Here is a 26225-nt window from a genome sequence, read left to right as displayed (position 1 = left end):
AAACCGCGCAACCGTTGCAAGGGGTTGCGGGCGTCAGCGCAGTAAGCGCTCCGGTGCTACCTTCCCGCCCCGGCCTGCGTGCGCAGCAGGTCAATGAACAACCCCAGCTCCCGGTTCACCGGCTCCCCCTTGCGCCGCAACAAGCCAAACGGCGCCAATTGCACGTCCAGCGCCACCGGCAGCGCCACCACCAGGCCCATCTTCAGGTAATCGCGCAAGGCGGTTTCCGAGAGCACCATGATCGCGTCGGTCAGTTGAATCAGTTGTTGCATGGAATACACCGAGCTGCATTCGATGATGTCTGCGGGCGTCGGCAGCGCAAGACGCTGCAGCGCTTGATCGAGGCCGATGCGTGCCGGGCTGGTTTCCGGTTGCAGGATCCACGGCCAGTCGCTGACCAGTTCGGCCAGGTCCAGTTTTTTGCGCCGGGCCAGGGGATGGCCGGCGTGGACCACCACCAGCAGCCGTTCATTGCCCAGTTGTTCGAAGTCGTAGTGCTCGCTGTCGGTGGCGGCGTTGCGCCGGGCGATGGCCAGGTCGATGCGGCCTTGCTCCAGCAACTGGATCACCTGGTCGCTGGTGTCCCCCATGATGCGGATCCGCAGCTGCGGATTGAGCGCCTTGATCCGGGCGATGGAGTCCATGACCAGGTCCGGAGCCGCCCCCATGATGGTGCCGATGGACAGGTAACCATAACCGCCCTGCTGCCGGGCCAGCAGGTCTTCGGCGCAGCGGTCCAGGCCGCTGAGGGCCAATTCGGCAAAGCGAATCAGCTCCTGGCCCAGGGCGGTCGGGCGCATGCCCCGGGGCAGTCGCTCGAACAGGTCGCAACCGAACATGTCCTCGATCTCGTGCAGCATCCGGGTCGCCGCCGGTTGCGACATGTTCAGGCTCTGGGAAGCCCGGTGCAGGTTCTGGCTGGCGCTCAAGGCCACCAGCATGTGCAAGTGCTTGTAGCGCAGGCGGTTGAACAGACTGCGCGACAATACTGGATGAGTCATGAATAGGCCCCTGATTATCGATACCCTAAAGGTATCGATTGTTAGCGAGATTCGATTTGTAACGCATCAATCGCCCGCCGTACAGTCCAGCCCATAAGAACAAATACCTGCTAAAGGACTCCCGCGATGAAGACTCTTCCTGTGTCTGTGCTGGCCAAGATTTCCTGGCGCCTGCTGCCCTTCCTGCTGCTGATGTACATCATGGCTTTTCTCGACCGGGCCAACGTTGGCTTCGCCAAACAGGCCTTCCAGGCCGACACCGGTATCGGCGACGCCGCATTCGCGTTTGGTGCGGGCGTGTTCTTCGCCGGCTACGCACTGCTGGAAGTGCCCAGCAACCTTATCCTGCACCGCGTCGGTGCGCGGTTGTGGATGTGCCGGATCATGGTCACCTGGGGCCTCGTGTCGGCCGCCATGGTCTTTGCCCACAACGAAACCAGTTTCTACGTGCTGCGCTTCCTGCTGGGCGTGGCCGAAGCCGGATTCTTCCCTGGCGTGATTCTCTACCTCACTTATTGGTTCCCCTCGGCGGCCCGGGGCAAGGCCATGGGCTTCTTCTACTTCGGCGCACCGCTGGCGTTCATTTTCGGCAGTCCGCTGTCGGGGCTGTTGTTGGAGCTGGACGGTTTCGGCGGTGTCCACGGCTGGCAATGGCTGTTCGCCGTAGAAGGCCTGATGGCTTCGGCGGTGGGTGTGTGGGCCTACTGGTACCTGGACAACCGCCCCGCCGATGCGAAGTGGCTGACTGTTGAGGAGCGCCGCCAGGTCCAGGAACTGCTTGATGCCGAAGACCAGCACAAACAATCCCATGGCCGCAGCCTGCTCAGCGTGTTGTGCCAGCCTTCGGTGCTGTACCTGTGCCTGATCTACCTGCTGATCCAGGCCAGCGTCTACGGCGTGGTGTTTTACCTGCCGACCCAGGTGGCCGGGTTGCTGGGCAGCAAGGTTGGCCTGATGGTGGGCCTGGTCACGGCCATTCCGTGGGTTTGTGCACTGTGCGCGGCCTACCTGATTCCCGGTTACAGCGACCGCACTGGCCAACGCCGCCGCACGGCTGCGTTGACCCTGTTGATGGCCGCCGCCGGGATCGCCTGCTCGGTGAGCGTTTCCAGCCCACTGCTGGGCATCATCGCCCTGTGCTTCGCCGCTTCCGGCTTCATCGCCGTGCAACCGGTGTTCTGGACCTTTCCCTCCAGTTACCTGGCTGGCAGTGCCGCTGCGGCAGGTATCGCGCTGATCAACTCCTTCGGCGCCCTCGGCGGTTTCATTGCCCCGGTGCTGAAGAACTGGGCCGAAGGCGCCTTCCACTCCCCTGCGGCGGGCCTTTACGTGCTCGCCGCCACCACCGTCATCGCCGCGTTGCTGGTACTGGGCATCCACTCCCCCGGCCAACGCGCTTCGAACACACCGGCCACGGTTTAACTCAAGGAGCTGCACAATGGGTATCCCCACTATCAAACACGTCCGCGCCATCGTCCTGCGAGGTGGCGGCGCGGATTATCACGACCAGGCGGACGGCCACTGGATCGACGATCACATCGCCACACCGATGAGCAAATACCCGGACTACCGCCAGAGTCGCCGCAGCTTCGGCATCAACGTACTCGGCACCCTGGTGGTAGAGATCGAGGCCAGCGACGGCGCGGTCGGGTTTGCCGTGACCACCGGCGGCGAACCGGCGGCCTACATCGTTGAGAAGCACCTGGCGCGATTCGTCGAGGGTGCCCGGGTCACCGACATCGAAAAGATCTGGGACCAGATGTACCAATCGACGCTCTACTACGGCCGAAAGGGCCTGGTAATCAACACGATTTCCGGCGTGGACCTGGCGCTCTGGGACTTGCTGGGCAAGATTCGCCAGGAACCGGTGCATCAATTGCTCGGCGGCGCGGTGCGCGATGAGTTGCAGTTCTACGCCACCGGTGCACGGCCGGACCTGGCGCAGAACATGGGCTTCATCGGCGGCAAGATGCCTTTGCATCACGGTCCGGCCGAAGGCGAGGAAGGCCTGCGCAAGAACCTCGAGGCACTGGCGACGATGCGCGAACGGGTCGGTCCGGACTTTTGGCTAATGCTCGATTGCTGGATGAGCCTGGACCTCAACTACGCCACCAAACTTGCGGTCGGCGCCCATGAGCACGGCTTGAAATGGATCGAAGAGGCCCTGCCTCCCGACGATTACTGGGGCTATGCGGCGCTGCGCAAAAACGTCCCCAAGGGCATGCTGGTGACCACCGGCGAGCACGAGGCCACCCGCTGGGGCTTCCGTATGCTCCTGGAAATGGGCTGCTGCGACATTATCCAGCCCGACGTCGGCTGGTGTGGCGGGCTCACCGAACTGGTGAAAATCTCGGCCCTGGCCGACGCCCACAACGCGCTGGTGATCCCCCACGGTTCTTCGGTCTACAGCTACCACTTCGTCGCCACCCGGCATAACAGCCCGTTCGCCGAGTTCCTGATGATGGCGCCCAAGGCGGACGAAGTGGTGCCGATGTTCCACCCGCAATTGCTGGGCGAGCCGGTACCGGTGCAAGGCCGCATGCGCCTGTCGGTCCTCGACCAACCCGGCTTCGGCGTGACGCTAAACCCTGAGTGCCAACTGCACCGGCCTTATAACCGCTAGAGGAGCCCACCATGACCATGCCCCACAATGCCTTCAAGGCCGCGCTGACCTCCAAGCATACGCAGTACGGCATCTGGGCCGGCTTCGCCAGCGGTTACGCCGCCGAAATCGTCGCCGGCACCGGTTACGACTGGATGCTGATCGACGGCGAACACGCACCCAACACCGTGCCCAGCGTGCTCAGCCAGCTCCAGGCCGTAGCGCCCTATGCCACCGCGCCGGTGGTGCGAGCGGTGACCGGCGATGCCAACCTGATCAAGCAACTGTTGGACGTCGGCGCCCAGACCCTGATGATTCCCATGGTCGAGACCGCTGAACAAGCCCAGGCCCTGGTGCGCGCCATGCGTTATCCGCCCCACGGCATTCGCGGGGTGGGCGGTGGCCTGACCCGCGCCACCCGCTGGGACGGCGTCGCCAACTACCTCACCACGGCCCATGAAGAGCTGTGCCTGATCGTCCAGGTGGAGTCGCGCACCGGGGTGGAAAACGTCGAGGCCATCGCCGCCGTCGAAGGGGTGGATGCGGTGTTCATCGGCCCCGCCGACCTGTCCATCGGACTTGGCCATGCGGGCAATCCTGGCCACCCCGAAGTCCAGGAGCGTATTCAGTTCGCGGTCAATGCCACCCTCGCGGCCGGCAAGGCCTGCGGCATCCTCGCGCCCAACGAAGAAGACGCCCGCCGTTATCAGGGCTGGGGTTGCCAGTTCATTGCCGTGGCCATCGACATCAGCCTGCTGCGCCAGAGTGCCCTTGCCACCCTCGCCCGCTACCGCGAACCCGCCACCGTTCAAGCGCCGTCGCGCACTTACTGAAGGACACTGCCATGTCATCCGTTCCTGTGTTCCAGAACTTCATCAACGGCCAGTTCACCCACAGCGAGGCGCACCTGGACGTGTTCAACCCGGCTACTGGGGCATTGCTGTCCCAAGTCCCGGCTTCCAACGCCGCCGACGTCGATCAGGCCCTGGCTGCCGCCCGCGCCGCGCAGAAAGACTGGTCGGCCAAACCGGCCATCGAACGCGCCGGACACCTGCGCCGCATCGCCGCCAAACTGCGGGAAAACGTCGCCCACCTGGCGCGCACCATCACCCTGGAACAAGGCAAGATCAGTGCCCTGGCCGAGGTGGAGGTCAATTTCACCGCCGACTATCTCGACTACATGGCCGAATGGGCCCGGCGCATCGAAGGCGAGATCATCACCAGCGACCGCCCCGGTGAAAACATCTTCCTGTTCCGCAAGCCGCTGGGCGTGGTGGCCGGGATCCTGCCGTGGAACTTTCCGTTTTTCCTGATCGCTCGCAAGATGGCACCGGCGCTGTTGACCGGCAACACCATCGTCATCAAGCCCAGCGAAGAAACCCCGAACAACTGCTTCGAATTCGCCCGGTTGGTGGCCGAGACCGACCTGCCACCCGGCGTGTTCAATGTCGTATGCGGCGACGGCCAGGTGGGCGCTGCGCTGAGCGGTCACAAAGGCGTGGACATGATCAGCTTCACCGGCAGCGTCGACACCGGCTCACGGATCATGACGGCGGCGGCGCCGAACATTACCAAGCTCAACCTGGAACTGGGCGGCAAGGCCCCGGCCATCGTGCTGGCGGACGCCGATCTGGCGCTGGCGGTGAAAGCCATTCGCGATTCACGGATCATCAACACCGGGCAAGTCTGCAACTGTGCCGAACGCGTCTACGTGGAACGCAAGGTCGCTGATCAATTCATCGAGCAAATCAGCGCGGCAATGTCTGCCACCCGCTACGGCGACCCGATCGCCGAAGCCGACGTGGAGATGGGCCCGCTGATCAACCGCCAGGGCCTGGACAGCGTGGAACGCAAGGTTCGAACCGCCCTCAGCCAAGGCGCCAGCCTGGTCAGCGGCGGCAGCGTGGCGGACCGCCCCAGTGGTTTCCACTTCCAACCCACGGTACTGGCCGGTTGCAACGCATCAATGGACATCATGCGTGACGAAATCTTCGGTCCGGTGCTGCCGATCCAGATCATTGACGACCTGGACGAGGCCATCGCCCTGGCCAACGACTGCGACTACGGCCTGACTTCTTCGGTCTACACCCGGGACCTGAGCCGGGCCATGCACGCCATTCGTGGCCTGGACTTTGGCGAGACCTACGTCAACCGCGAAAACTTCGAAGCCATGCAGGGCTTCCATGCCGGCGTGCGTAAATCCGGGGTGGGTGGGGCCGATGGCAAGCATGGTTTGTATGAGTACACCCATACCCATGCGGTGTACTTGCAAAGCTGACCGGCGATAGAGCCAGATGGGCTGGGATACCCATTGTGGCGAGGGAGCTTGCTCCCGCTGGGACGCGCAGCGGCCCTAGAACCTGGCGACGCGGTGTATCTATCAGGTTGATTGAGCGGGGGCTGCTTCGCAGCCCAGCGGGAGCAAGCTCCCTCGCCACAATGGTTCTTTCCGATCCCTCAGACCACCAACGTCGCCCATGCCGACACCAGCAACAACACCGCCATGGTCCGATTGAACCGGCCCATGGCCACGGCGGAACGGCAGAACCGGGCAGCGCCGAGGCCCAGATAGGCCCACAGGGTCATGCACGGAATGGAAATCGCAAAAAACGCCAGGGATAGCCAGAGCACCCGCACGGTACGGTCAGCCTCGGCGCCAGCAAACACGCTGACCACCGCCAGCGCCATCATCCAGGTTTTCGGGTTCACCAACTGCAACCCGGCCGCACCCGCCAGGCCCAGTCGCGGGCCTTCGGCGGGCCGGTCCGGGTCAATGGCCTGGGCCGGCGCGCTGAAGATCTGCCAGGCCATCCAACTCAACCAGGCGATGCCAGCCCATGAGAGCAATGTTTGAATCGTGGCATGGCGCGCGAGCACATCCCCCAACCCCGTGCCGACCAGGAGCACCAACAAGGCTGCCGCCGCGCACGCGCCGAGGATGATCGGCAAGGTGGTGGCCAGGCCGAAGCGCGAGCTATGGCTCAACACCAGGATATTGGTCGGACCCGGGGTGATGGAGGCGACAAAGGCGAACAAGGCAAACGGCAGTAACTGGTCCATGAAGCAACTTCTCGGTGAATGATCGTCGCTTGATCATCACCAACAAGCCGGATTCAGTCTGGAACAATTGAGCAGCGCTTGCGGTAGTCCGCCGGACTCAGTCGATAGGCGCGCTGGAACCAGCGGCCCAGGTGGCTTTGGTCGGCAAAGCCAAGCATGGCTGCCACCGCCACGGCACTCTCACCCTGGGCCAGCAAACGCCGGGCGCGGGCCAGGCGCAACTGGATCAGATAGGCATGGGGTGCCAGGCCGAAAGCGGCCTTGAACGCACGGGTCAGGCGGAAACGATCGACACCAGTGACCCGCGCCAGGTCATCCAACCCGATGTCTTCGTGCAGGTGACTGTGCAGATAATCACGAGCCTGTTGCGCGACCAATGGCAAGCGTGGGTCAGGATTGATCCGCGCCCGCCAGTGCAAGTGTTGGGTCAGGTTGGCCAGCAAGGTGTCCAGGGCGGTCTGGCGCACGATGCGAATCTCCTGTTCATGCAGGCTCTGGAACGCCAGGGCGGTGGCACTGGCCAGCCGCGCATCGTCCGTCAGAGTGGCGGCGAACCCCAACTGGGCGTTGTCCGGCGCCTCGTCGAACAAGGAGCGCAGTTCGCGCTCCAGCCACTGGGGTTCCAGGTACAAGGTGCGGTAGGTAAAACCGTTGGCCTGGGGCGCATTGCCGTCATGCAACTCACCCGGCTCGAGCAGAAACACCTTGCCTGGCGTGCTGTTGTGCTGCTGGCGGCGGCAATGAAACTGCTGCACGCCCTGCTCGGTCACGCCCACCAGGTACGTGTCGTGCCAATGGGGATCGTAGGCATGCCCCTCGAAATGCGCATGCACGGTCTCGATACCGGACGTGGCGTCCTGCTTGAGATCGATCCAGTTGCATGCCGTCATGAGCCGCCTCGTTTTGTGTATCCGCTTGGGGCAGATTAACCGCTCGAGGGGATGACGTCTGGAAGATTTGTGCAATTCCCGGTGGGAGCGAGCTTGCTCGCGATGGCGGCTGATCAGTCGATGCAGCTGTTGAATGACCCACCGCTATCGCGAGCAAGCTCGCTCCCAGGGGATCAGCCTGCCCCCAGCCTCAGGCTTGCGGCAGCGCCGCCTCCACCGCCAGACGCGCCAATTCCGCATCCTGCTCGGCCTTGACCCCGGACACGCCGATGGCGCCGATGCATTGGCCGTCATGACGGATCGTCACGCCGCCTTCAAGCATGCCTTGCAGGTGCGGGGCGCTGAGGAAGGCGTAGCGGCCGCCGTTGATCATGTCCTCGAAGACCTTGCTGTCGCGCCGGCCCATGGCGGCGGTGCGGGCTTTTTCCGTGGCGATGTAGGCCGATAGCGGCGAGGCGTCATCCAGGCGCAACAGTCCCAGGGGATGGCCTCCATCGTCTACCACACAGATCGACACCGCCCATTCCCGCTGGTGCGCCAGATCCTTGGCCGCTACCAGCAACATGGCAACGTCTTGTTCAGTGAGTACCGCTTTGGTTTTCATGGATCACTCCGTGCTGTACGGCAGAAAGTCTTGCCGAGTATCGAGCTTCGATGGGGTTTGAGCCAACAAATTCAAAGCACTGGGTCTGATCATGTTTGGATCAAGATCAATGGATCCATTAATAAACCAATAGTCCAATTTAATGCAGATACCGTTGACAATGATATTAGTTAAGAGACTTAATGGATCCATAAACAAAAACAACACCCGCCTGGAGATCCGACATGTACCCCAAAAACGCCTGGTACGTTGCCTGCACCCCCGATGAAATTGCCGACAAGCCTCTGGGCCGCCAGATCTGTGGCGAGAAGATGGCTTTTTACCGTGGGCATGAAGGCAAGGTCGCGGCCGTGGAAGACTTCTGCCCCCATCGTGGCGCCCCGCTCTCCTTGGGCTACGTCGAAAACGGCAACCTGGTGTGCGGTTATCACGGCCTGGTGATGGGTGGCGACGGCAGGACCGTGGAAATGCCAGGACAACGGGTACGGGGTTTTCCTTGCAACAAGACCTTTGCGGTGGAGGAACGCCATGGCTTCATCTGGGTCTGGCCGGGTGACCAGGCGCTGGCCGATCCGGCGCTGATCCATCATCTGGAATGGGCCGAAAGTGACGAGTGGGCCTACGGTGGCGGCCTGTTCCATATCCAGTGCGACTACCGCCTGATGATCGACAACCTGATGGACCTGACCCACGAAACCTACGTGCACGCCTCCAGCATCGGCCAGAAGGAAATCGACGAAGCGCCGCCCGTGACCACGGTCGAGGGCGACGAAGTGGTCACCGCCCGGCACATGGAAAACATCATGGCTCCGCCCTTCTGGCGCATGGCGCTGCGCGGTAACAACCTGGCCGACGATGTGCCGGTGGATCGCTGGCAGATCTGCCGCTTCACCCCGCCCAGCCATGTGCTGATCGAGGTGGGCGTGGCCCATGCCGGCAACGGCGGCTATCACGCCGCGCCGCAATTCAAGGCGTCGAGCATCGTGGTGGATTTCATCACCCCGGAAACCGAAACCTCCATTTGGTACTTCTGGGGCATGGCCCGGCACTTCCAGCCGCAGGATGAGGCTTTGACCGCGAGCATTCGCGAAGGCCAGGGAAAGATCTTCAGCGAAGACCTGGAAATGCTTGAGCGCCAGCAGCGCAACCTGCTGGATCACCCGCAACGCAACCTGCTCAAGCTCAACATCGATGCCGGCGGCGTGCAGTCGCGTCGTGTGCTGGAGCGCTGGATTGCCCGGGAGCGTGAAGCCCAGCCCGGATTGATTGCCAGCAGCCATCAGCCACAACTGGCGGAGCAACGGCCATGATCGAAGTCCAGGTGGCGGCGCGGCACAACGAAGCCGTCGATATCTGCAGCTACGAGCTGATCCGCGTCGATGGTCTTGCGCTGCCGGCGTTCACGGCCGGTGCCCATATCGACGTGCACTTGCCCGACGGCCTGATACGCCAGTATTCGCTGTGCAACCACCCAGAGGAGCGGCACCGCTACCTGATTGGCGTACTCAAGGACTCCACCTCGCGCGGCGGGTCACGCAGTTTGCATGAGTTGATCCAGCCCGGCATGCGCCTGCGCATCAGCGAGCCCCGCAACCTGTTTCCCCTCGCGCCTGAGGCCCGGCGCAGCCTGCTGTTTGCCGGCGGCATCGGCATTACGCCAATCCTGTGCATGGCCGAACACTTGGCCCAGAGCGGTGCGGCGTTCGAACTGCACTACTGCGCCCGGTCCCGGGAGCGAGCAGCCTTTGTCGAACGTTTGCGCCAATCACCTTATGCCGATCGGGTTTTCCTGCATTTCGATGAAGAACCCGAAACGCTGCTGGACGCCGCTCGGGTGCTGGCTACGCCCAGTGACGACCTGCATCTTTATGTGTGCGGTCCCGGCGGTTTCATGCAGCACGTACTCGACACCGCCAAAGTCCAGGGCTGGCAGGAACCCCACCTGCACCGAGAATACTTCGCCGCCGCGCCTACCGACACCAGCGCCGATGGCCGCTTCTCAGTGAAACTGGCCAGCAGCGGCCAGGTCTTCGAAGTGCCGGCGGACCGCAGCGTGGTGCAGGTGCTGGAAAGCCATGGCATCGAGATTCCGATTTCCTGCGAACAAGGCGTGTGCGGCACCTGCCTGACCCGCGTGTTGGAGGGCGTGCCGGAGCACCGGGACATGTTCCTGACCGAGGCTGAACAGGCGTGCAACGACCAGTTCACGCCCTGTTGCTCCCGGTCGAAGACGCCGTTGCTGGTGTTGGATCTCTAACCTCCAGATCAACACGGAATCTGTGGGAGCGGGCTTGCTCGCGAAGGCGGAGAGTCAGCTTGCACTGATGCTGAATGTGATGGCCCCTTCGCGAGCAAGCCCGCGCCCACCGTGAGGGCTTTCATTCTGAACGCAGGATCACCGTCATCCGCTCATCCGCCAGCGTCGAACCAAACACCTCGGCATAACGCAAGGTCGCATTGGCATGCTCGCGCATGATCGCCTCGGCACGGGCACCCTGGCGATGGATCAAGGCGTCGAACACCGAATGGTGCTGCATGTGGGCGTAGTTGAAGCGGCGAAACTCGCCGGCCATGTTCTGGCGATCCACCGCCAGGGCGGTGACTGAGGCGAAAGGCAGATGATCGTTACGGGCCAGTGCATCGGCAATCGCCGGGTTGTGGCTGCCTTCGACGATCACCTGATGAAAGCGCATGTTGAGGTCGTGATAGACCTCCAGGTCATCCTCGGTCACATAGCCTTTGGCGAACAGTTCGTCACCCTGCACCAAGCATTGTTCGAGGATCGCCCGGCCCTCTTCGGACAAGCCACGTTCGGCCGTCTGCCGAGCGGCCAGGCCTTCCAGCACACCCCGCACCTCTACCGCCCCGGCGATCTCCTCGGCACTCACCGAACGCACCTGGAATCCCCGCCCACCGAAGCGCACCAGCAGCCCTTCCTGCTCCAGCGTGCGGAACGCCATGCGCACCGGCATCCGCGAAACGCCGAACAATTCTGCGGTGGGAATTTCCATCAAGCGCTCACCGGCCGCCAACTCGCCCGAGGCGATCATTCTGCGCAGCGCCACCAGCACCGTTTGGCCAGGCTTACTCATCCAGGTGGATTCCAGAGAAAAGAGAACCGGCATAGTAAAAGGCTTGGAGCGGCGTGTCACGGCGGGGGCTGGGCTGAGGGCAGAACGAATCGAAGATGAAAAATCCTGTGGGAGCGAGCTTGCTCGCGATGACGGCGTGTCAGTCAACATCAATGCTGCTGAACCACCGCTATCGCGAGCAAGCTCGCTCCCACAAGGATTGGGGGTTAACTCGCCGATCCCGCCCGCAGGATCGATGGGTCTTCACCGCGATACAGCGCCTCGACTTTCGCCGCCCGCCACTGCAACACCGCCCGTTGGTTGATCGAGCCCTTGTCGGTGATTTCGCCGCGATCGATGGACGCCGGTTCATCGAGCAAGGCAATCCACTCCACGCGACTGGCGTTGCCGCTGGCTTCGCGGTTCAAGCGTTGCAGCCAGTCGGCGAACCAGCGGCGTACCGCCGGGCTGGCGAGCACTTGGGCATCGCTGGCGTCCGAGGCCAGGCCCGACAGGCGTCGGCATTCAGCGAGCCGTGGAAACACCAGCGCGCCCAGGCACGCGCGATCCGGCGCGGTGATTACCAGGTCCTGCACATATGGCGTGCCTTCCAGCACGGCCCGATTGCGCAACGGCCCGACACTGACGAACACCCCGGAAGACAATTTGAAATCTTCGGCAATCCGCCCATCGAACATCAACCCCAGTTGCGGGTTGCCCGGATCGGCCAGTTTGATCGCATCACCCGAGCAGTAGAAACCGTCCTCGTCGAACACCTCGGCGGTCTGCTGCGGCGAGCGCCAGTAACCGGGCATGATGTGCGGCCCGCGAAAGCGCCCTTCGAACTTGCCATCCACCGGCACCAGCCGCACTTCGCAACCCGGCGCCGGCAGGCCGATGTACCCGGCCATGGACAACGGCCCGGTGGTAAACGTGCAGGACGGCGCCGCCTCGGTCATTCCCAGCCCGGCCATCATCCGGATCCGTTCACCACAATGCTGCTCGGCCACTTTGTCGAGGCGATCCCAAGTGCTTTGGGACAAACCCGCCGCCGCGAAGAAGAACAGGCTGATGCGCTTGAAAAAACGCTCACGCAAATCGCCGTCCTGCTCCAGGGCGTTGACCAGTTCTTCCCAGCCCTTGGGCACGGTCAGATAAGCGGTGGGCGAAATCTCCTTGAGGTTGCGCAAGGTTTCGGCAAAGCCCTGGGCCGTGGGCTTGCCGTCGTCCAGGTAGAACGTGCCGCCGTTGTACAGCACGATGCCGACGTTGTGGCTGCCACCGAACGTGTGGTTCCACGGCAGCCAATCCACCAGCACCGGCGGCTCTTCACCGAACACCGGAAAGGTCTGCAGGAGCATTTGTTGGTTGGCGCAGAGCATGCGCTGGGTGGTGACCACCGCCTTCGGCAGTTTGGTCGAACCGGACGTAAAGAGAAACTTGGCGATGCTGTCCGGACCGGTGGCGGCAAAAGCCTGCTCGGCCTCGACGCCGCCGGGTTGTGCCAGCAGGCTGGCGAAGCTTGTCCTCGCCCTTCCCGCCAGCTCACCCTGGACCGTGATCAAGGGAATATCCGCCGGCAATACGGCATTGATCGCCCGTTCAAACGGCGCGGCATTGCTGACGAATACCAGCCCCGGCCGCAGCAGATCACAGACGTGCCGCAGTTTGGCGAAATCCTGGGACAGCAACGAATAGGCGGGCGACACCGGGCAATACGGAATCCCCGCATACATTGCACCGAGGGCCATTTGCAGGTGCTCGATGTCGTTGCCTGAGAGCAGCGCCAGCGGTTTTTCGGCCGACAAGCCGTAGCCCAGCAGGCTTTGGGCGATGGCCCGGACACTGTCGAGCATCTGCGCATAGCTGACGCGACGCCAGTCACCGCCCGCCTCGCGAGCCGCGATAAAGGTGTGCTGCGGGCGCACCTCGGCCCAGTGCACCAGGCGATCGAGCAACCGCGCCGGCAACGGCGCCAGGGGCTCCAGGGAGCGCATGTGCAGGATGCCCCGCTCTTCCCTGACTTCAACAGCAGGATGACCAATCGAGACCTGGCGATACTGCCCAGGGCCGGGTCGGGAGGACGATCTGAACTCGGAACTCACGTACATTTCCTCCACCAAGGCACGCTCGGGTCGCGCGAAGCGAGCGGAGCATGACAGCCTCTGGCTGTGGCCTTGTCATTGTTATTCTGGCCTGCACCGGGGCGGTGGCCGTCAAGGCCTGGCCGCCGCGGTGCGACGGATTTCAGATCGGGTAATGCCGGGGTCCATTCTGCATCGTCACCCAACGCAGCTGGGTGAAATGCTCGATGGACGCCTTGCCGCCAAAGCTGCCGTAACCGCTGGACTTGACCCCACCGAACGGCATTTGCGCTTCGTCGTGTACGGTCGGGCCGTTGATGTGGCAGATGCCCGACTCGACCCGCTGGGCCAAGGCCAGCGCTCGCGTGGTGTCGCGGCTGAAGATCGCGGCCGACAGGCCGAACTCGGAGTCGTTGGCCAGGCGCAGCAGCGTCTCGTCACCCTCCCCGCGCAGGACTACGGCCACCGGGCCGAAGGACTCTTCGCGATACAGACGCATGTCCGGGGTCACACCATCGAGCAAGGTCGGCTGCAGGATACTGCCCTCCAACTGCCCACCCGCCAGCAGTGTCGCGCCTTTGGCCAAGGCGTCGTCGATCAACCCCTTGATGCGCTGGCCGGCGCTGACATCCACCAGCGAGCCGAGCACTGAATCACCGGCAGCAGGATCGCCGGCGCGCAAGGTGGCGATCTTGGCGATCAGCCGGCTGACGAAGGCATCGGCCACACGGGCGTCGACGATCAGTCGCTCGGTGGACATGCAGATCTGGCCCTGGTTGAAATACGCCCCGAAAGCCGCTGCTTGCACGGCGGCATCCAGGTCGGCGTCGTCCAGCACCAGCAGCGGCGCCTTGCCACCGAGTTCCAACAGCGCCGGTTTGAGGTGGCGCGCCGACAGTTCGCCGACGATGCGCCCAACGTGGGTCGAACCGGTGAAATTGACACGGCGCACCGCCGGGTTGGCGATCAACCGCTCGACAATGGCCGGCGCATCCGCTGGCGCATTGCAAATCACATTGACCACGCCGTCGCCCAGGCCGGCGTCCTGCAGCACTTGGCCGATCAGCCGGTGCACGGCCGGGCTTATTTCAGAAGCCTTGAGTACCACGGTGTTGCCGCAGGCCAGGGGCATGGCGATGGCGCGGGTGGCGAGAATCACTGGCGCGTTCCACGGCGCGATACCCAGCACCACGCCGCAAGGTTGACGCAAGGCCATGGCAAAACTGCCGGGCACGTCCGAAGGAATGATTTCGCCATTGATCTGGGTGGTCATGCACGCCGCTTCACGCAGCATGTTCGCCGCCAGGTGCACGTTGAAACCGTACCAATTGGCCATGGCACCGGTCTCGCCGGCGGCAGCGATGAATTCGCCGCTGCGGGCCTGCAACTGCTCGGCCGCACGCAACAGGCGGCTGCGCCGTTCGTTGGGCGCTAGCGCAGCCCAGGCGGGAAACGCAGCTTGCGCAGCGGCCACGGCGGCGTCGGCATCTTCCAGTGTGGCGGCGGCCACCCGCGAGACCACTTCACCCGTCACCGGATTGCAGCGCTCGAAAGTCCGGCCGTCACGGGCGGCGCACGACTGGCCGCCGATCAACAGGGGCACGTCCAGCATGGTGATTCCTCTTTATTGTCTTTATCGGGAATGCATCGCAGCGGTGTAACAGTAGCGCCAGGGCGACGCAGCGAACAGCGGGATGCGGCCCGCTATTCGCCTGTCGACTCAGCGCTTATAGGTTTGCAAGCCAGGCTTGATGCTCTTGTCGTCCAGGAACTGCTTCATGCCCTGCTCGCGACCACCTTCGGTGTCGAGCAGGCGCGACTGGTCGAGCTTGGCGTACAGGTAATCCTCGTTCTGCTCCCAGGTCAGTTCGCGGCAGCGTTTGAAACCGTGCTTGGCTGCGCGCAGCACCACCGGATTCTTCTCCAGCAGGTTGCGCGCCAGCTCTACGGTGACTTCCCGCAGTTGCGCCAGGGGCACGCTTTCGTTGACCAGGCCCATCTCGGCGGCTTTCTGTCCGCCGAAGGTCTTGCCGGTCATGATGTAGTACAGCGACTGACGATGCCCCACGGTGTCGGCCATGGCCTTGCTGACGAGATTGCCGGGCGGGATGCCCCAGTTGATTTCCGAGAGGCCGAAGGTCGCTTCGTCGGCGCAGATCGCCAGGTCACACGCCACCAGCGGGCTGAAACCGCCACCGAAGCACCAGCCGTTGACCATGGCAATGGTCGGCTTGGCGTACATGCGCAACAGTTTCCACTGCCATTGCGAGGCTTCGCGACGGATTTTTTCCTGGAGGATTTCCGGGCCGGCATCCACCTCGCGGAAATACTCCTTGAGGTCCATGCCAGCGGTCCACGCATCTCCGGCCCCGGTCAGCACCAGTACGCCGGCGGCGGGATCCTGCTCCAGGGTCTCCAACACGTCGATCATCTCGCGGTTGAGGGTCGGGCTCATGGCGTTGCGCTTTTCCGGGCGATTAAGGGTCACCCAGGCAATGCCTTCCTCGATATCGACTTTGACCGTTTTCCAGCGACCTTCGTAATTGCTCATGATGCGTGCACTCTTGTTCTTGGCTGAAGATGATCAAAAATTAAACCTGAATATTAGTTATGTCAATTAACTATTAATCGATTTATCTGTATTTTTTCAACCACTGGAGTCACGCAGCCGAACAACGAATATGCGATCCACCGTAGCCATCGCGTCACAACCTCGGGCAAACTGGATAGCCTTGTTAATCACTCACCTTGAGGATGCTCTCTTCGATGGCCAAGTCTTCCAAGCTTGCCGAACCCGCCGAGGCCGTGGCCGACGGTGCCGACGCGCAGGTACCGCTGGACGCTGCGCTGGATGACCTGATCGGTTACGCCCTGCGCCGTGCCCAGTTGAAACTGTTCCAGAACCTGATCGGCCGGCTCGCCGTCCACGATCTGCGGCCCGCCCAGTTCTCGGCCCTGGCGATCATCGACCAGAACCCCGGCCTGATGCAGGCCGACCTGGCCAAGGCCCTGGCGATCGAACCGCCGCAAGTGGTGCCGCTGTTGAACAAACTGGAAAGCCGGGCGCTGGCCGTACGGGTGCGGTGCAAGCCGGACAAGCGTTCCTATGGAATTTTCCTGAGCAAGACCGGGGAAACCCTGCTCAAGGAACTCCAACAGATCGCCGTCCAGAGCGACCTGGATTCCACGGCGGCGCTTTCGGATGGTGAGCGGGAAGAATTGCTGCGGTTGTTGAAGAAGGTTTACCAGCAGTAACGACTGGCCCCCCGTGGCGAGGGAGCTTGCTCCCGCTGGGCTGCGAAGCAGCCCCAAAACAGTCGACTCAATCAGCCTGCCAGACCGCATTCACCGGTCTGGGGCTGCTGCGCCGCCCAGCGGGAGCAAGCTCCCTCGCCACAAAAGCACTGCTCACATTCCCTACCAGATCGGCACGCTATAGGTCACCAGAAACCGGGTCTGGTTCTCGTCGCGAAACGCCGCCGTTCCCGGGAAGTTGTTGCGATAGATCGACTTGCGCGCCAGCAGCCCGACGTTTTTCAGCGGGCCGCTCTGGATCACGTACCCCAGCTCCATCTGGAACTCCCGCTCCTTGCGATCCTCGGCATTGAGGGCCGCCAGTTCGATGTGATCGCCACGCACGTAGCGCAATCGGGTCCTCAGTCCCGGTACGCCCACGGCGGCAAAGTCATAGTCATGGATCGCCTGCCAGGTGCGTTCCTTGGCATTGAGAAAATCCGAGCTCATGGTCATTTCGCTCAAGCCCATCAATTCGGTGCCGGACACATAAGGCGTGGCCGTATCGCCACTGGCATGCATATAACCCAGGCTCACGCGGTGCCCACCCAAGCGATAGCCGACCAGCGCCGAGACATTGCGGTTATCCACCTTACCGGCCTTGGCGGCGCCATCTTCGTCACTGAAAAAGCTACGCAGGTCGGTGGTCAACACGCCGTCGCCCAAGGGCAGGTTATGCAGCAACGCCAGGGTATTTTGCTGGTACAGGTCTGCCACTTCGGCGTGGTAGGCCCGCAGGCTGAGGTCTTTGTTGACCTGATAGTCGCCCCCCACATAGGCCATGTGAGACGAAGTCGCCGCGCCATTGAAACGCCGATTGGGCGAGGCAATGCTCATCGGCTGGTAGTCGGTGGAATCGCGGCGGTTGATGCGGTCGATGTAGCCGGTGTTCAACGTCAATCCGTCGATGTCCTTGGAGCTGAGCGTCGTCCCGCGAAAGGTCTGCGGCAGCAGGCGTGACGGACTGGCGAAGGCAAACGGCAGGAAAATCGAAACATCGCCGGTCTTCACGGTGGTCTGGCCGAAGCGCAACTTGCCGGTCAACGCCAGGCGCGAATACTCATCGGCGGCACGCTTGTCGCTGCTGGACACCGGCAGCAACTCAGTGCCACTGCGATCCGGCGACGAATCAAGCTTGATTCCCAGCAATCCACGGGCGTCCAGGCCGAACCCGACGGTGCCCGGCGTAAATCCCGATTCCATGTTCATGAACACACCCTGGGCCCATTCCCGTGCCGCGGTCTTGGCACCGTCGTCCTTGTAGTCGCGGTCCATGTAGTAATTGCGCAGGGTCAGGGTGCCGTGGCTGTCATCGATGAATCCTTCTGCCCATATCGCGCTGGAACCCAGGCTCAATCCAAGGCAGGCCAGCAGTTGAACGAGCGGTGCAACAGGGGTCGCCACAAGGGTGGCCCGCGCAAGGTTTGGCATGTTCGATATCCACTTATTGTTGTTGTTTTTGATCGGCCGCAACGACTGAGGGATGGGCTCTTGGGAGAGAGAATGGAAATGCGGCGGATGTTTCGTCAACCTGAATGACCGATAATCGAACATTAATATCATTATCTAATTTGTGAACTCCCTCTCCGATAGAAAGCAACTCTATGATTTTGTTTGGAATTTAAGAAAATTATGCCGATCACTCGCCCCGATTCATTTTTTAGTTAGCTTTGTTAATCTAATCCAAGCGTGCCGGTTTCTACCCAGCCGGTGTTCCAAGACAAAAACAATAAGAGGATTTGCCATGAACCGTCCGGCGCGTCGTGCGACGCTGACCATCGCCCTGTGTTTTATCGTTGCGCTGATCGAGGGGTTTGACCTGCAGTCGGCCGGCACCGCCGCCGCAGGCTTGCGACAGACGTTTACCCTGGATCCGAAAATGATGGGCTGGGTCTTCAGTGCCGGAATCATCGGGCTGCTGCCGGGGGCGTTCTTCGGGGGCTGGATCGCTGATCGCATCGGCCGCAAGAAAATCCTCATCGCTGCCGTCTTGTTGTTCGGTGTGTTCTCCCTCAGCACCGCTTATGTCGAGCATTTTTCCAGCCTGCTGCTGGTGCGTTTCATGACCGGCCTGGGCCTGGGCGCCGCCCTGCCCAACCTCATCGCCCTGTGTGCCGAAGCCGTGGGGGAGCAACGTCGTGGCACGGCCATCAGCGTGATGTATGCGGGGGTTCCGTTGGGGGGTGCGTTGGCGGCCGTGGTCACCATGCTGTTTGGCGAGCACTGGCAAATGACGTTTTTCATCGGCGGGTTGGCGCCGTTGCTGGTCGTGCCACTGATGGTGTTGTGGCTTCCTGAGTCCAGCGCCTTTCGCCAGGCCCGGGATGTCGGCGGCGAGGCTCGCGGCTCAACCGGCCAGGCGCTGTTCGGCGAAGGTCGGGGCCGCACCACCCTGGCACTTTGGCTGAGCTACTTTTTCACCCTGACGGTCATGTACATGTTGCTCAACTGGCTACCGTCGTTGCTGGTGGAACAAGGCTTCAGCAAGCCCCAGGCCGGTCTGGTGCAGATGCTGTTCAACATTGGCGGAACCCTGGGTTCGTTGCTCGGTGGCCTGTTGCTGGACCGTTGCAATGGCCTCAAGGTGGTGCTGTTCGTCTATGCCGGACTGCTCAGCGCCCTGGCCGGGGTCGGGTTGTCGGTCGGCATTGTGCCGATGGCCATCGCCGGGTTTGCCGCCGGGTTGTTCGTCATGGCGGCTCAACTGGTGCTGTACGCATTGGCGCCGCCCGCCTATCCCACGGCTGTGCGGGCGACGGGTGTGGGTGCAGCGGTTGCCATCGGGCGCCTGGGTTCGGTCGCCGGGCCTCTGGCCGCAGGGCAGATCCTGGCGGCCGGTGCGGGAACCACCGGCGTGCTGTTGGCGACATCGCCAGGGCTGCTGATTGCAGCCGTGGCGGCGATCAGCGTGATGGCTCGTGCGGTGACGGTGGGTGAGGCGCAGGCTGCGCGTTGAAACATCGCCGTTTCAAGTCAACGACAAGGCGCCCCGACGATACTCACTGGGCGTCTGGTTCATCTCGATGCGAAAGTGCCGGTTGAAGTTGGAGAGGTTGTTGTACCCCACCTCAAAACAGATATCGGTCACCGGCATTTCACTTTGCAGCAGCAAGCGGCAGGCGCGCTGGACCCGCAGCTTGCGCATCAGGTCGATGAAGCCGTGCCCGGTGATGCGTTTGAAAAAGCGCGAGAAGCCCGGTTCGCTCATGTCCAGTTGCCGGGCAATCACCGACAGACGCAGGTCGCCGGTGAGCTCAGCCTGCAGGTACTCGAACGCTTTGTGAATGCGTTCTGAACTGCGGGCATCCAGGGTGGGCGCGTAGCACGGGCTCGCCAGGCACAAGGCATCCTCTTGCGGGGCCTTACTGAGGGTCTCCAGCAGTTGCAGGAACAGCGCCAGCCGCCCCAGGCCTTGCGCCGGGCCGATGGCCTCGAGCAGGCTCGCGGCGTTGACGGCGGTGTCGCCGCTGAAGGCCAAGCCGCGCCGCGCCCGTTCGAACAGCGTCTGCAAATCCCCCAGCTCGGGCAGGGTCCGGCGCAGGGTCAGCAAGGTGGCACCGTCGAATTGCAGCACCACATCGCGCCCGACCAAGTGCTCGCCCTGCGCCAGGTCGCCCATCCAGTCATGGGGCAGGTCTGGGCCGATCATCGCCACATGGCCAGGGCCGAACGGGCCGATGTAGTCGCCTGCCAACAGTTTTCCGCTGCCCTGGCGGATCAGGTGGATTTCAAACTCAGGGTGATGATTCCAACGCGCCATCGGATAGGGATAGTCGTGCTCGTACCAGCGAAAACTGTGCTCGGGCTCGGGCAGGATGACTTCCAGTTCGGCCGGTCGCTGCTCGAACAAAGGCGTTCTGTGGTCAGGCATGTCGCGCCTCTCTTAGCGTTATAGGCAGCACCTTACGCCGGGGGCCCAGCACTCGCCAGTTTTGACCTGAGCATCCACTGATACTTTTTTAACCCAATCGAACGAAGTTTACCGGGGTTAAAAAAGTACCACCGGATCTTCCTCCCTGCGTTTGTCCGCGCTCAGGTGCACTGCTGTAATCGGTTGGCCATTTAAGGCGCCCACCACCTCACCGGACAGGTCACGGTGGAACAGGCGCTGGCCTCGGCACAGGGCCCCTATTTATTGATGCAGCTGGAGACAGGACAACCCCATGAAAAGACTGGAAGGGAAAAGTGCGCTGGTGACCGGCGCCGCCCGAGGTATCGGCAGGACATTCGCCCAGGCCTACATCACCGAAGGTGCGACAGTCGCGATTGCCGATATCGACCTTGAACGGGCCCAGGCCACCGCCGCCGAGCTGGGCGCCAGCGCCTACGCGGTAAAAATGGACGTGACCGACCAGGCCTCCATCGACCAAGCCATCGACGCGGTTGTGGCCCGGGTCGGCAAGCTGGATATCCTGATCAATAACGCGGCGTTGTTCGACCTCGCGCCCATCGTGGAGATCAGCCGCCAGAGCTACGAGCGGCTGTTTTCCATCAACGTCGCCGGCACCCTGTTCACGCTGCAAGCCGCGGCCCGGCAGATGATCCGCCAGGGGCATGGCGGCAAAATCATCAACATGGCAAGCCAGGCCGGTCGTCGTGGCGAGGCGCTGGTGGGCGTCTATTGCGCCACCAAGGCAGCGGTGATCAGCCTCACCCAGTCCGCCGGGCTGGATTTGATCAAACATCGGATCAACGTCAACGCCATCGCCCCCGGTGTGGTGGATGGCGAGCATTGGGACGGCGTGGATGCGCTGTTTGCCCACCATGAAAACCTGCCACTGGGGGAAAAGAAGCGCCAAGTCGGCCAGCAAGTGCCTTATGGCCGAATGGGGACCGCGGACGACCTGACAGGCATGGCGATTTTCCTGGCCTCGGCAGAGAGTGAATATGTGGTGGCGCAGACCTACAACGTCGATGGCGGGAACTGGATGAGCTGATAATTTGCGGTTTTAGGGCCTTGAAACGACGGAAATGGACTTATTTGCTTGAAAATTGATCCCACTACTTGAGGATTGTCCCGAACGGTACCCAGCGGTGCCGTTCCAAGGGATTTCAAGAGAGCGTGAATACCGTTGCCCCAGCGGGGCAAAAATTGCGCATCATAGGCGCCGTCCGCTCAAGGGAGATTTACATGCGTGCCATTTCATCCGCCATAAGGCTTGCCGTGCTGTCACTGGGCCTGGCATTCGCCGTCGGCGCCGCGGCCACCGAAGAGACGCAACTGGTCGAGTCCATCAACCTTTACCGTAGCCAGTCCCAAAGCTGTGCAGGCCAGGCCTCTCTGGAGTTGCCGCCGCTGGCGATGGATTCGCGGCTGATTTTGTCGGCCAATGGCATCGGCGACCTGCAGCAGGCGCTGGCGCGCACGGCCTATCCGATGGTCAACGTGCAGGCCATCAGCCTGTCCGGGCCACGAGATGCGCAAGCCGCGATGAAGGCCGTGCAGGAAAGTTTCTGCCAAGTGGTGCTGGATCCGCAGTTCGTCGACATCGGCGTCAGCCGCCTGGATCGCGAATGGCGCATCGTGCTGGCGCGTCCACTGCTGTCGGCGCGCCTGGGGGACTGGCAAGCCGAAGGCCAGAAGCTGCTGAAGCTGATCAACAGCGCCCGCTCGCAGCCACGCCGCTGCGGCACCGAAACGTTCACGGCCACAACGCCACTGGCCTGGAACGGCACACTGGCCCTGGCGGCGGTGACGCACACCCGGGCCATGGCCAACAACAACTTCTTCGACCACAAGGACCGCGACGGCCGCATGCCGGGTGACCGGGCCGAATTGGCCGGCTATCTCGGCCAGTTGGTCGGCGAGAACATAGCCGCCGGGCAGGACACGGCGTTGAAGGTGGTGGACGGCTGGCTGGCCAGCCCCGGGCATTGCGCGAACCTGATGAACCCGCAGTTCCGCGAGTTGGGCGCCGGGTACGCGACCGATCCGAAAAGTGATGCGGGGATCTATTGGACTGCGATGTTTGGTACCCAATAGCTCTACGCGGGGCGGCTCAATCTGCGGTGGCAGGGCCACCGCTATCGCGAGCAAGCTCGCTCCCACAGGGTTTAATGTCGGAGCGAACCTGTTCAATGCGTACTGAAGATCAACGATCGATGCACGCCTGACCCCGCCCTCACCCCATCGCCGACCGCCAATGCGACCGACCCGAAAGGCATGGCCGCATCGCCACAGGCAAAGACCCCTGGAACATTGGTTTCGCGGGTCATGTCCGTCTGGATAAAAGCCCCAAGCGGGCCGTCTTCGAACTCACACCCCAGGGACGCGGCCAGCGGGCTGGCCGCTCGGGTGCGGGGCAAGACGAACAAACCGTCGATAGCCACCACACGTCCATCCGTCAGTACAACGTTGGCCCGGTCGCCTTCGATGCGTTCGACAGGCTCCGGTACCAGCGTCACCCCACGCTGCGCAAGGCTCGCCCGTTGCTCAGCGTCCGGTTCGAACACACCATTGGTGAAAAATGTGGTCGGGCCCCAGTCTGGAAGCATCAAGGCATGGTGCAGCGACATCTCTGAGGTCGCCAGCACGCCAATCGGGCCTTGTTCCAGCTCATAGCCGTGGCAGTAAGGACAATGGAACACGCTTTTGCCCCAGCGCTGCGCCAGCCCTTGCACCTCCGGCAGATCATCGATCACACCCGTCGCCAACAGCAGGCGCGAAGCGCTGTAACGCAGGCCGCGGGCGGTTTCCAAGGTGAAGCCCTGCGCCTCCTTGCGGGCATTGACCAGCGTGTCCGACACCCACTCCACCGTCGGGTAAGCCATGAGCTGGGCGCGGGCGTCGTCGGCGATATCTGCGGGAGCCCGGCCGTCCTGCCCAAGAAATCCATGGGAGCTGGCAGCGAACCGATTGCGACGCTGGCCGGCATCGACCACCAACACCTTGCGCCGGGCCCGCGCCAGTTGCAAAGCCGCGGACATACCGGCGTAGCTGCCGCCTGCAATGATGACGTCGTAGCGCATGATCATTCTCCAAGGGTGGTTTCGAAGGAGCCGGAAAGTCTCGACACATCGTAAGTTCCTTGAAAAGCCCTTGTCAACGATCTCGTAACTTTTGCAATTACAGGCGATACTCGTCCCAGCCTCAACCACAGAACACGCAACGATTATGAGAACCGACACCCGCCTGTCCCGCATGCTTCATGTGCTGATCCACATGGATCGTCACCAACAATCCGCCACCTCCGACACCCTCGCGCAGATGCTCGGCACCAACCCGGTGGTGGTACGCCGGACCATGGCCCTGCTCAAGGAACAGGGTTACGTCACCTCGGAGAAAGGTCATCGCGGCGGCTGGACCCTGGCCAAACCGCTGTCGGAAATGACCTTGCTCGACATCCACCAGGCCTTGGGCAGCACGTCGATCTTCGCCCTTGGCCTGTCCACCGATCATCCGCAGTGCCTGGTGGAGCAAGCGGTGAATGCGGCGCTGACGGATGCGTTCGATGAGGCCCAGGCGTTGCTGCTCAAGCGTCTGGGAGGGATTACCCTGGCCCGGTTGGCGGAGGACTTTGATCAGCGGTTTCGGCAGGTTTGCGAGGGCACTTCGCAAGCGGGGCAGGCTGTTGACTGATCCGCCGTCATCGCGAGCAAGCTCGCTCCCACATTAGAGGCCTGCGGCTGTCCCCCATAAAAAACGCCGCTCATTGAGCGGCGTTCTTGTCCATCACCAGACAGCGTCCGGTTTACAGCGCCATGTCAGCCGCTGGGTTAGCTTCGCGTGCTGCGCCCGGTTTGGCCGGTGCCGGGGCGTGGCGCCTAGCTTACCGATCACCGGTGGCGGGTCCAGTTGCAGGACTTCGCTGGTGTACGCCCACTCTTGAGCGACGCGCTCAGGGCTATCATTGAGCTTGGTGCCGTAGCTCGGCACGATCTGGTGCAGCTTTTCCTGCCAGGCCGGGCTGGCAACCTTGTCCTTGAAGACTTTCTCAAGCACGGTCAGCATGATCGGCGCGGCGGTCGAGGCGCCTGGCGAGGCACCCAGCAGGCCGGCGATGCTGCCGTCCTGGGACGCGACCACTTCGGTGCCGAGTTTCAGGACGCCGCCCTTCTCTTCGTCACGCTTGATGATCTGCACGCGCTGACCGGCCTGCCACAGGCGCCAGTCTTCCTGCTTGGCTTGCGGGAAGTATTCCTTCAGGGCGTTGAAGCGATCTTCGTCCGACAGCATCAGTTGACCGGCCAGGTACTCGACCAGAGGGTACTGTTCGATACCGACCTTGGTCATTGGCCACACGTTATGGGTGGTGGTGCTGGTCAGCAGGTCAAAGTACGAACCGTTCTTCAGAAACTTGGTGGAGAACGTTGCGAACGGGCCAAACAGAATCACGCGCTTGCCGTCGAGCACGCGGGTGTCCAGGTGCGGAACCGACATCGGCGGTGCGCCGACCGAAGCCTTGCCGTAGGCCTTGGCCAAGTGCAACTGAGCGACAGTCGGATTTTCGGTGACCAGGAACGAGCCGCCTACCGGGAAACCTGCGTACTCACGGGCTTCTGGAATGTCGGACTTCTGCAGCAGGTGCAGCGCACCGCCGCCAGCACCGATGAACACGAACTTGGCGTCGGTCTCGGTTTCAGTACCGTCTTTCAGGTTCTTGTACGAAACGCGCCAGGTGCCGTCTTCGTTGCGGGTGATGTCTTCTACTTCGCTGGACAGCTTGAGGGAGAAGTTCGGCTTGGTTTGCAGATAAGCCGCGAATTGGCGGGTGATTTCGCCGAAGTTCACGTCGGTGCCCAGGGGACTCCAGGTGGCCGCGACTTTCTGGCTCGGATCACGTCCTTGCATCATCAGCGGTACCCACTTGCTGATCTGCTCGCGATCTTCGGAGTACTGCATGCCAGCGAACAGCGGGCTGGCCTGCAGAGCTTCGTAGCGCTTCTTCAGGAACGCGATGTTCTCGTCGCCCCACAGGAAACTCATGTGCGGTGTGGAGTTGATGAACGAGCGCGGGTTCTTCAGCACACCGTTCTTGACCTGCCAGGACCAGAACTGGCGGGAGATCTGGAAGGCCTCGTTGATTTCGATGGCCTTGGAGATATCGACCTTGCCGTTCTTGTCTTCCGGCGTGTAGTTCAGCTCGGCCAGCGCGGAGTGGCCGGTACCGGCGTTGTTCCAGCCGTTGGAGCTCTCTTCGGCAACACCGTCCAGGCGCTCGACCATTTCCATGGTCCAGCCCGGCTCCAGCTCATTGAGCCAGACGCCGAGTGTCGAGCTCATGATGCCCCCACCAATGAGCAAGACATCCACTTTTTTTGCCTCGGCGGCGTGCGTGGTCGCAAGACCCATCGCCATCGCCAGGCCCAGTAGCGCCGTGTGTGTTTTCTTCAACATGTGTGTATCCCTAGGTAGAACGCCATTCCGCCCAGCAGTCCTGATCAATGATAGACCACGCCCATGGCCGGCAGAGCCCGCATGGCGTATCGAGATGAACTGAGGGTGGACCTACAGGGCCGAGCAATCGTCGGCCTCACGTTTATGTCTCTCCGGCGCTGACTTCTTGTAGGTCTTGGCTTCAGCTGGGTGAGGGACACTGCAAAACAGTTGTAATCGGGCCCGGCGTGACCGTGCCCGATTGTCGCAGCGGGGGGAGTTTACATAAGGAGATAAACAGAC

Annotated in this window: 22 protein-coding genes and 1 pseudogene; 11 read left to right on the top strand and 12 right to left on the bottom strand. The window is 62.4% G+C overall.

Annotated elements, in window-relative coordinates; translation table 11 throughout:
• Positions 1-56: 56 nt before the first annotated feature.
• The gene (locus CD58_RS13775; RefSeq protein ID WP_025213578.1) at positions 57-1001 is read right to left on the bottom strand and encodes a LysR family transcriptional regulator; all 945 of its coding nucleotides are present in this window, start codon (positions 999-1001) and stop codon (positions 57-59) included.
• A gap of 126 nt (positions 1002-1127) precedes the next feature.
• Between CD58_RS13775 and CD58_RS13770 the strand changes: the two genes are divergently transcribed.
• Genes CD58_RS13770 through aldA form a run of 4 tightly spaced genes read left to right on the top strand, consistent with a single transcriptional unit; the run spans position 1128 to position 5881 of the window.
• Positions 1128-2423, top strand: a complete 1296-nt coding sequence (locus CD58_RS13770) for an MFS transporter (protein ID WP_025213577.1) — start codon at positions 1128-1130, stop codon at positions 2421-2423.
• A gap of 16 nt (positions 2424-2439) precedes the next feature.
• Positions 2440-3624, top strand: a complete 1185-nt coding sequence (gene rhmD / locus CD58_RS13765; protein WP_025213576.1) for an L-rhamnonate dehydratase — start codon at positions 2440-2442, stop codon at positions 3622-3624.
• An 11-nt stretch (positions 3625-3635) separates the two neighbouring features.
• Complete coding sequence (locus CD58_RS13760; protein WP_025213575.1) at positions 3636-4436, top strand: aldolase/citrate lyase family protein; 801 nt, start codon at positions 3636-3638, stop codon at positions 4434-4436.
• A gap of 11 nt (positions 4437-4447) precedes the next feature.
• A complete protein-coding gene (aldA, locus tag CD58_RS13755; protein ID WP_025213574.1) occupies positions 4448-5881 on the top strand; it encodes an aldehyde dehydrogenase in 1434 nt (477 codons plus the stop codon).
• A 179-nt stretch (positions 5882-6060) separates the two neighbouring features.
• Here aldA and CD58_RS13750 read toward each other — a convergent pair whose 3' ends face one another.
• From CD58_RS13750 to CD58_RS13740, 3 genes are all read right to left on the bottom strand, one after another.
• Complete coding sequence (locus CD58_RS13750) at positions 6061-6663, bottom strand: LysE family translocator (RefSeq protein WP_025213573.1); 603 nt, start codon at positions 6661-6663, stop codon at positions 6061-6063.
• A gap of 53 nt (positions 6664-6716) precedes the next feature.
• Complete coding sequence (locus tag CD58_RS13745; protein WP_025213572.1) at positions 6717-7553, bottom strand: AraC family transcriptional regulator; 837 nt, start codon at positions 7551-7553, stop codon at positions 6717-6719.
• Positions 7554-7743: 190 nt separating this feature from the next.
• The gene (locus CD58_RS13740; RefSeq protein WP_025213571.1) at positions 7744-8157 is read right to left on the bottom strand and encodes a GlcG/HbpS family heme-binding protein; all 414 of its coding nucleotides are present in this window, start codon (positions 8155-8157) and stop codon (positions 7744-7746) included.
• A 224-nt stretch (positions 8158-8381) separates the two neighbouring features.
• On the opposite strand from CD58_RS13740, the gene CD58_RS13735 reads away from it, so the two are divergent.
• Together CD58_RS13735 and CD58_RS13730 are read left to right on the top strand one after the other, a co-directional pair.
• On the top strand, positions 8382-9467 hold the full coding sequence (locus tag CD58_RS13735) for an aromatic ring-hydroxylating oxygenase subunit alpha (RefSeq protein WP_025213570.1): 1086 nt from the start codon (positions 8382-8384) through the stop codon (positions 9465-9467).
• A complete protein-coding gene (locus CD58_RS13730) occupies positions 9464-10414 on the top strand; it encodes a PDR/VanB family oxidoreductase (RefSeq protein ID WP_025213569.1) in 951 nt (316 codons plus the stop codon). The genes CD58_RS13735 and CD58_RS13730 overlap by 4 nt, the downstream gene beginning before the upstream one ends.
• A 121-nt stretch (positions 10415-10535) precedes the next feature.
• Here the strand turns inward: CD58_RS13730 and CD58_RS13725 are convergent, their stop codons facing one another.
• From CD58_RS13725 to CD58_RS13710, 4 genes are all read right to left on the bottom strand, one after another.
• Positions 10536-11249 carry a GntR family transcriptional regulator gene (locus CD58_RS13725; protein ID WP_025213568.1) on the bottom strand — a complete coding sequence of 238 codons (714 nt, stop codon included), beginning with the start codon at positions 11247-11249 and terminating at the stop codon, positions 10536-10538.
• Between the two features lie 206 nt (positions 11250-11455).
• Positions 11456-13333 (bottom strand): feruloyl-CoA synthase, encoded by a 1878-nt coding sequence (locus tag CD58_RS13720; protein ID WP_025213567.1) that lies wholly within the window; start codon positions 13331-13333, stop codon positions 11456-11458.
• Between the two features lie 142 nt (positions 13334-13475).
• Entirely contained in the window at positions 13476-14924 is a 1449-nt protein-coding gene (locus CD58_RS13715; RefSeq protein WP_025213566.1) for an aldehyde dehydrogenase, read from the bottom strand.
• A 108-nt stretch (positions 14925-15032) separates the two neighbouring features.
• Positions 15033-15863, bottom strand: coding sequence for a p-hydroxycinnamoyl CoA hydratase/lyase (locus CD58_RS13710; RefSeq protein ID WP_003202420.1), 831 nt, complete (start codon positions 15861-15863; stop codon positions 15033-15035).
• Positions 15864-16078: 215 nt separating this feature from the next.
• Here CD58_RS13710 and CD58_RS13705 point away from each other — a divergent pair, with 215 nt between their 5' ends.
• Positions 16079-16567: a MarR family winged helix-turn-helix transcriptional regulator gene (locus tag CD58_RS13705; protein WP_025213565.1), complete on the top strand. Its 489-nt coding sequence runs from the start codon at positions 16079-16081 to the stop codon at positions 16565-16567.
• Positions 16568-16729: 162 nt separating this feature from the next.
• Here the strand turns inward: CD58_RS13705 and CD58_RS13700 are convergent, their stop codons facing one another.
• Positions 16730-18037 carry an OprD family porin gene (locus CD58_RS13700; RefSeq protein ID WP_025213564.1) on the bottom strand — a complete coding sequence of 436 codons (1308 nt, stop codon included), beginning with the start codon at positions 18035-18037 and terminating at the stop codon, positions 16730-16732.
• A 313-nt stretch (positions 18038-18350) separates the two neighbouring features.
• On the opposite strand from CD58_RS13700, the gene mhpT reads away from it, so the two are divergent.
• Positions 18351-19562: a 3-(3-hydroxy-phenyl)propionate transporter MhpT gene (gene mhpT / locus CD58_RS13695; RefSeq protein WP_025213563.1), complete on the top strand. Its 1212-nt coding sequence runs from the start codon at positions 18351-18353 to the stop codon at positions 19560-19562.
• A gap of 12 nt (positions 19563-19574) precedes the next feature.
• Here mhpT and CD58_RS13690 read toward each other — a convergent pair whose 3' ends face one another.
• Positions 19575-20477, bottom strand: coding sequence for an AraC family transcriptional regulator (locus CD58_RS13690; RefSeq protein ID WP_025213562.1), 903 nt, complete (start codon positions 20475-20477; stop codon positions 19575-19577).
• 292 nt (positions 20478-20769) lie between these two features.
• Here CD58_RS13690 and CD58_RS13685 point away from each other — a divergent pair, with 292 nt between their 5' ends.
• Positions 20770-21543, top strand: coding sequence for an L-iditol 2-dehydrogenase (locus tag CD58_RS13685; protein ID WP_025213561.1), 774 nt, complete (start codon positions 20770-20772; stop codon positions 21541-21543).
• A 194-nt stretch (positions 21544-21737) separates the two neighbouring features.
• Positions 21738-22589 (top strand): CAP domain-containing protein, encoded by an 852-nt coding sequence (locus CD58_RS13680; protein ID WP_025213560.1) that lies wholly within the window; start codon positions 21738-21740, stop codon positions 22587-22589.
• 92 nt (positions 22590-22681) lie between these two features.
• Here CD58_RS13680 and CD58_RS13675 read toward each other — a convergent pair whose 3' ends face one another.
• Positions 22682-23575: an NAD(P)/FAD-dependent oxidoreductase gene (locus tag CD58_RS13675; protein ID WP_025213559.1), complete on the bottom strand. Its 894-nt coding sequence runs from the start codon at positions 23573-23575 to the stop codon at positions 22682-22684.
• 145 nt (positions 23576-23720) lie between these two features.
• Between CD58_RS13675 and CD58_RS13670 the strand changes: the two genes are divergently transcribed.
• Positions 23721-24185 carry an Rrf2 family transcriptional regulator gene (locus CD58_RS13670; protein ID WP_025213558.1) on the top strand — a complete coding sequence of 155 codons (465 nt, stop codon included), beginning with the start codon at positions 23721-23723 and terminating at the stop codon, positions 24183-24185.
• Between the two features lie 112 nt (positions 24186-24297).
• Here CD58_RS13670 and mqo read toward each other — a convergent pair.
• Positions 24298-25943 (bottom strand): annotated as a pseudogene (gene mqo / locus CD58_RS13665) (malate dehydrogenase (quinone)).
• Between the last annotated feature and the right edge of the window lie 282 nt (positions 25944-26225).

Source organism: Pseudomonas brassicacearum (genome assembly GCF_000585995.1).
Taxonomy (GTDB): Bacteria; Pseudomonadota; Gammaproteobacteria; order Pseudomonadales; family Pseudomonadaceae; genus Aquipseudomonas; species Aquipseudomonas brassicacearum_A.
The sequence above is the reverse complement of the archived record's forward strand: the minus strand, read 5'-3'. Positions and strand labels throughout refer to the sequence as shown.

Excerpts from the sequence above, each read along its gene's own strand:
- CD58_RS13775 (WP_025213578.1), bottom strand. The coding sequence starts at position 1,001 with ATGACTCATCCAGTATTGTCGCGCAGTCTGTTCAACCGCCTGCGCTAC.
- CD58_RS13770 (WP_025213577.1), top strand. The coding sequence starts at position 1,128 with ATGAAGACTCTTCCTGTGTCTGTGCTGGCCAAGATTTCCTGGCGCCTG.
- rhmD (WP_025213576.1), top strand. The coding sequence starts at position 2,440 with ATGGGTATCCCCACTATCAAACACGTCCGCGCCATCGTCCTGCGAGGT.
- CD58_RS13760 (WP_025213575.1), top strand. The coding sequence starts at position 3,636 with ATGACCATGCCCCACAATGCCTTCAAGGCCGCGCTGACCTCCAAGCAT.
- aldA (WP_025213574.1), top strand. The coding sequence starts at position 4,448 with ATGTCATCCGTTCCTGTGTTCCAGAACTTCATCAACGGCCAGTTCACC.
- CD58_RS13750 (WP_025213573.1), bottom strand. The coding sequence starts at position 6,663 with ATGGACCAGTTACTGCCGTTTGCCTTGTTCGCCTTTGTCGCCTCCATC.
- CD58_RS13745 (WP_025213572.1), bottom strand. The coding sequence starts at position 7,553 with ATGACGGCATGCAACTGGATCGATCTCAAGCAGGACGCCACGTCCGGT.
- CD58_RS13740 (WP_025213571.1), bottom strand. The coding sequence starts at position 8,157 with ATGAAAACCAAAGCGGTACTCACTGAACAAGACGTTGCCATGTTGCTG.
- CD58_RS13735 (WP_025213570.1), top strand. The coding sequence starts at position 8,382 with ATGTACCCCAAAAACGCCTGGTACGTTGCCTGCACCCCCGATGAAATT.
- CD58_RS13730 (WP_025213569.1), top strand. The coding sequence starts at position 9,464 with ATGATCGAAGTCCAGGTGGCGGCGCGGCACAACGAAGCCGTCGATATC.
- CD58_RS13725 (WP_025213568.1), bottom strand. The coding sequence starts at position 11,249 with ATGAGTAAGCCTGGCCAAACGGTGCTGGTGGCGCTGCGCAGAATGATC.
- CD58_RS13715 (WP_025213566.1), bottom strand. The coding sequence starts at position 14,924 with ATGCTGGACGTGCCCCTGTTGATCGGCGGCCAGTCGTGCGCCGCCCGT.
- CD58_RS13710 (WP_003202420.1), bottom strand. The coding sequence starts at position 15,863 with ATGAGCAATTACGAAGGTCGCTGGAAAACGGTCAAAGTCGATATCGAG.
- CD58_RS13705 (WP_025213565.1), top strand. The coding sequence starts at position 16,079 with ATGGCCAAGTCTTCCAAGCTTGCCGAACCCGCCGAGGCCGTGGCCGAC.
- CD58_RS13700 (WP_025213564.1), bottom strand. The coding sequence starts at position 18,037 with ATGCCAAACCTTGCGCGGGCCACCCTTGTGGCGACCCCTGTTGCACCG.
- mhpT (WP_025213563.1), top strand. The coding sequence starts at position 18,351 with ATGAACCGTCCGGCGCGTCGTGCGACGCTGACCATCGCCCTGTGTTTT.
- CD58_RS13690 (WP_025213562.1), bottom strand. The coding sequence starts at position 20,477 with ATGCCTGACCACAGAACGCCTTTGTTCGAGCAGCGACCGGCCGAACTG.
- CD58_RS13685 (WP_025213561.1), top strand. The coding sequence starts at position 20,770 with ATGAAAAGACTGGAAGGGAAAAGTGCGCTGGTGACCGGCGCCGCCCGA.
- CD58_RS13680 (WP_025213560.1), top strand. The coding sequence starts at position 21,738 with ATGCGTGCCATTTCATCCGCCATAAGGCTTGCCGTGCTGTCACTGGGC.
- CD58_RS13675 (WP_025213559.1), bottom strand. The coding sequence starts at position 23,575 with ATGCGCTACGACGTCATCATTGCAGGCGGCAGCTACGCCGGTATGTCC.
- CD58_RS13670 (WP_025213558.1), top strand. The coding sequence starts at position 23,721 with ATGAGAACCGACACCCGCCTGTCCCGCATGCTTCATGTGCTGATCCAC.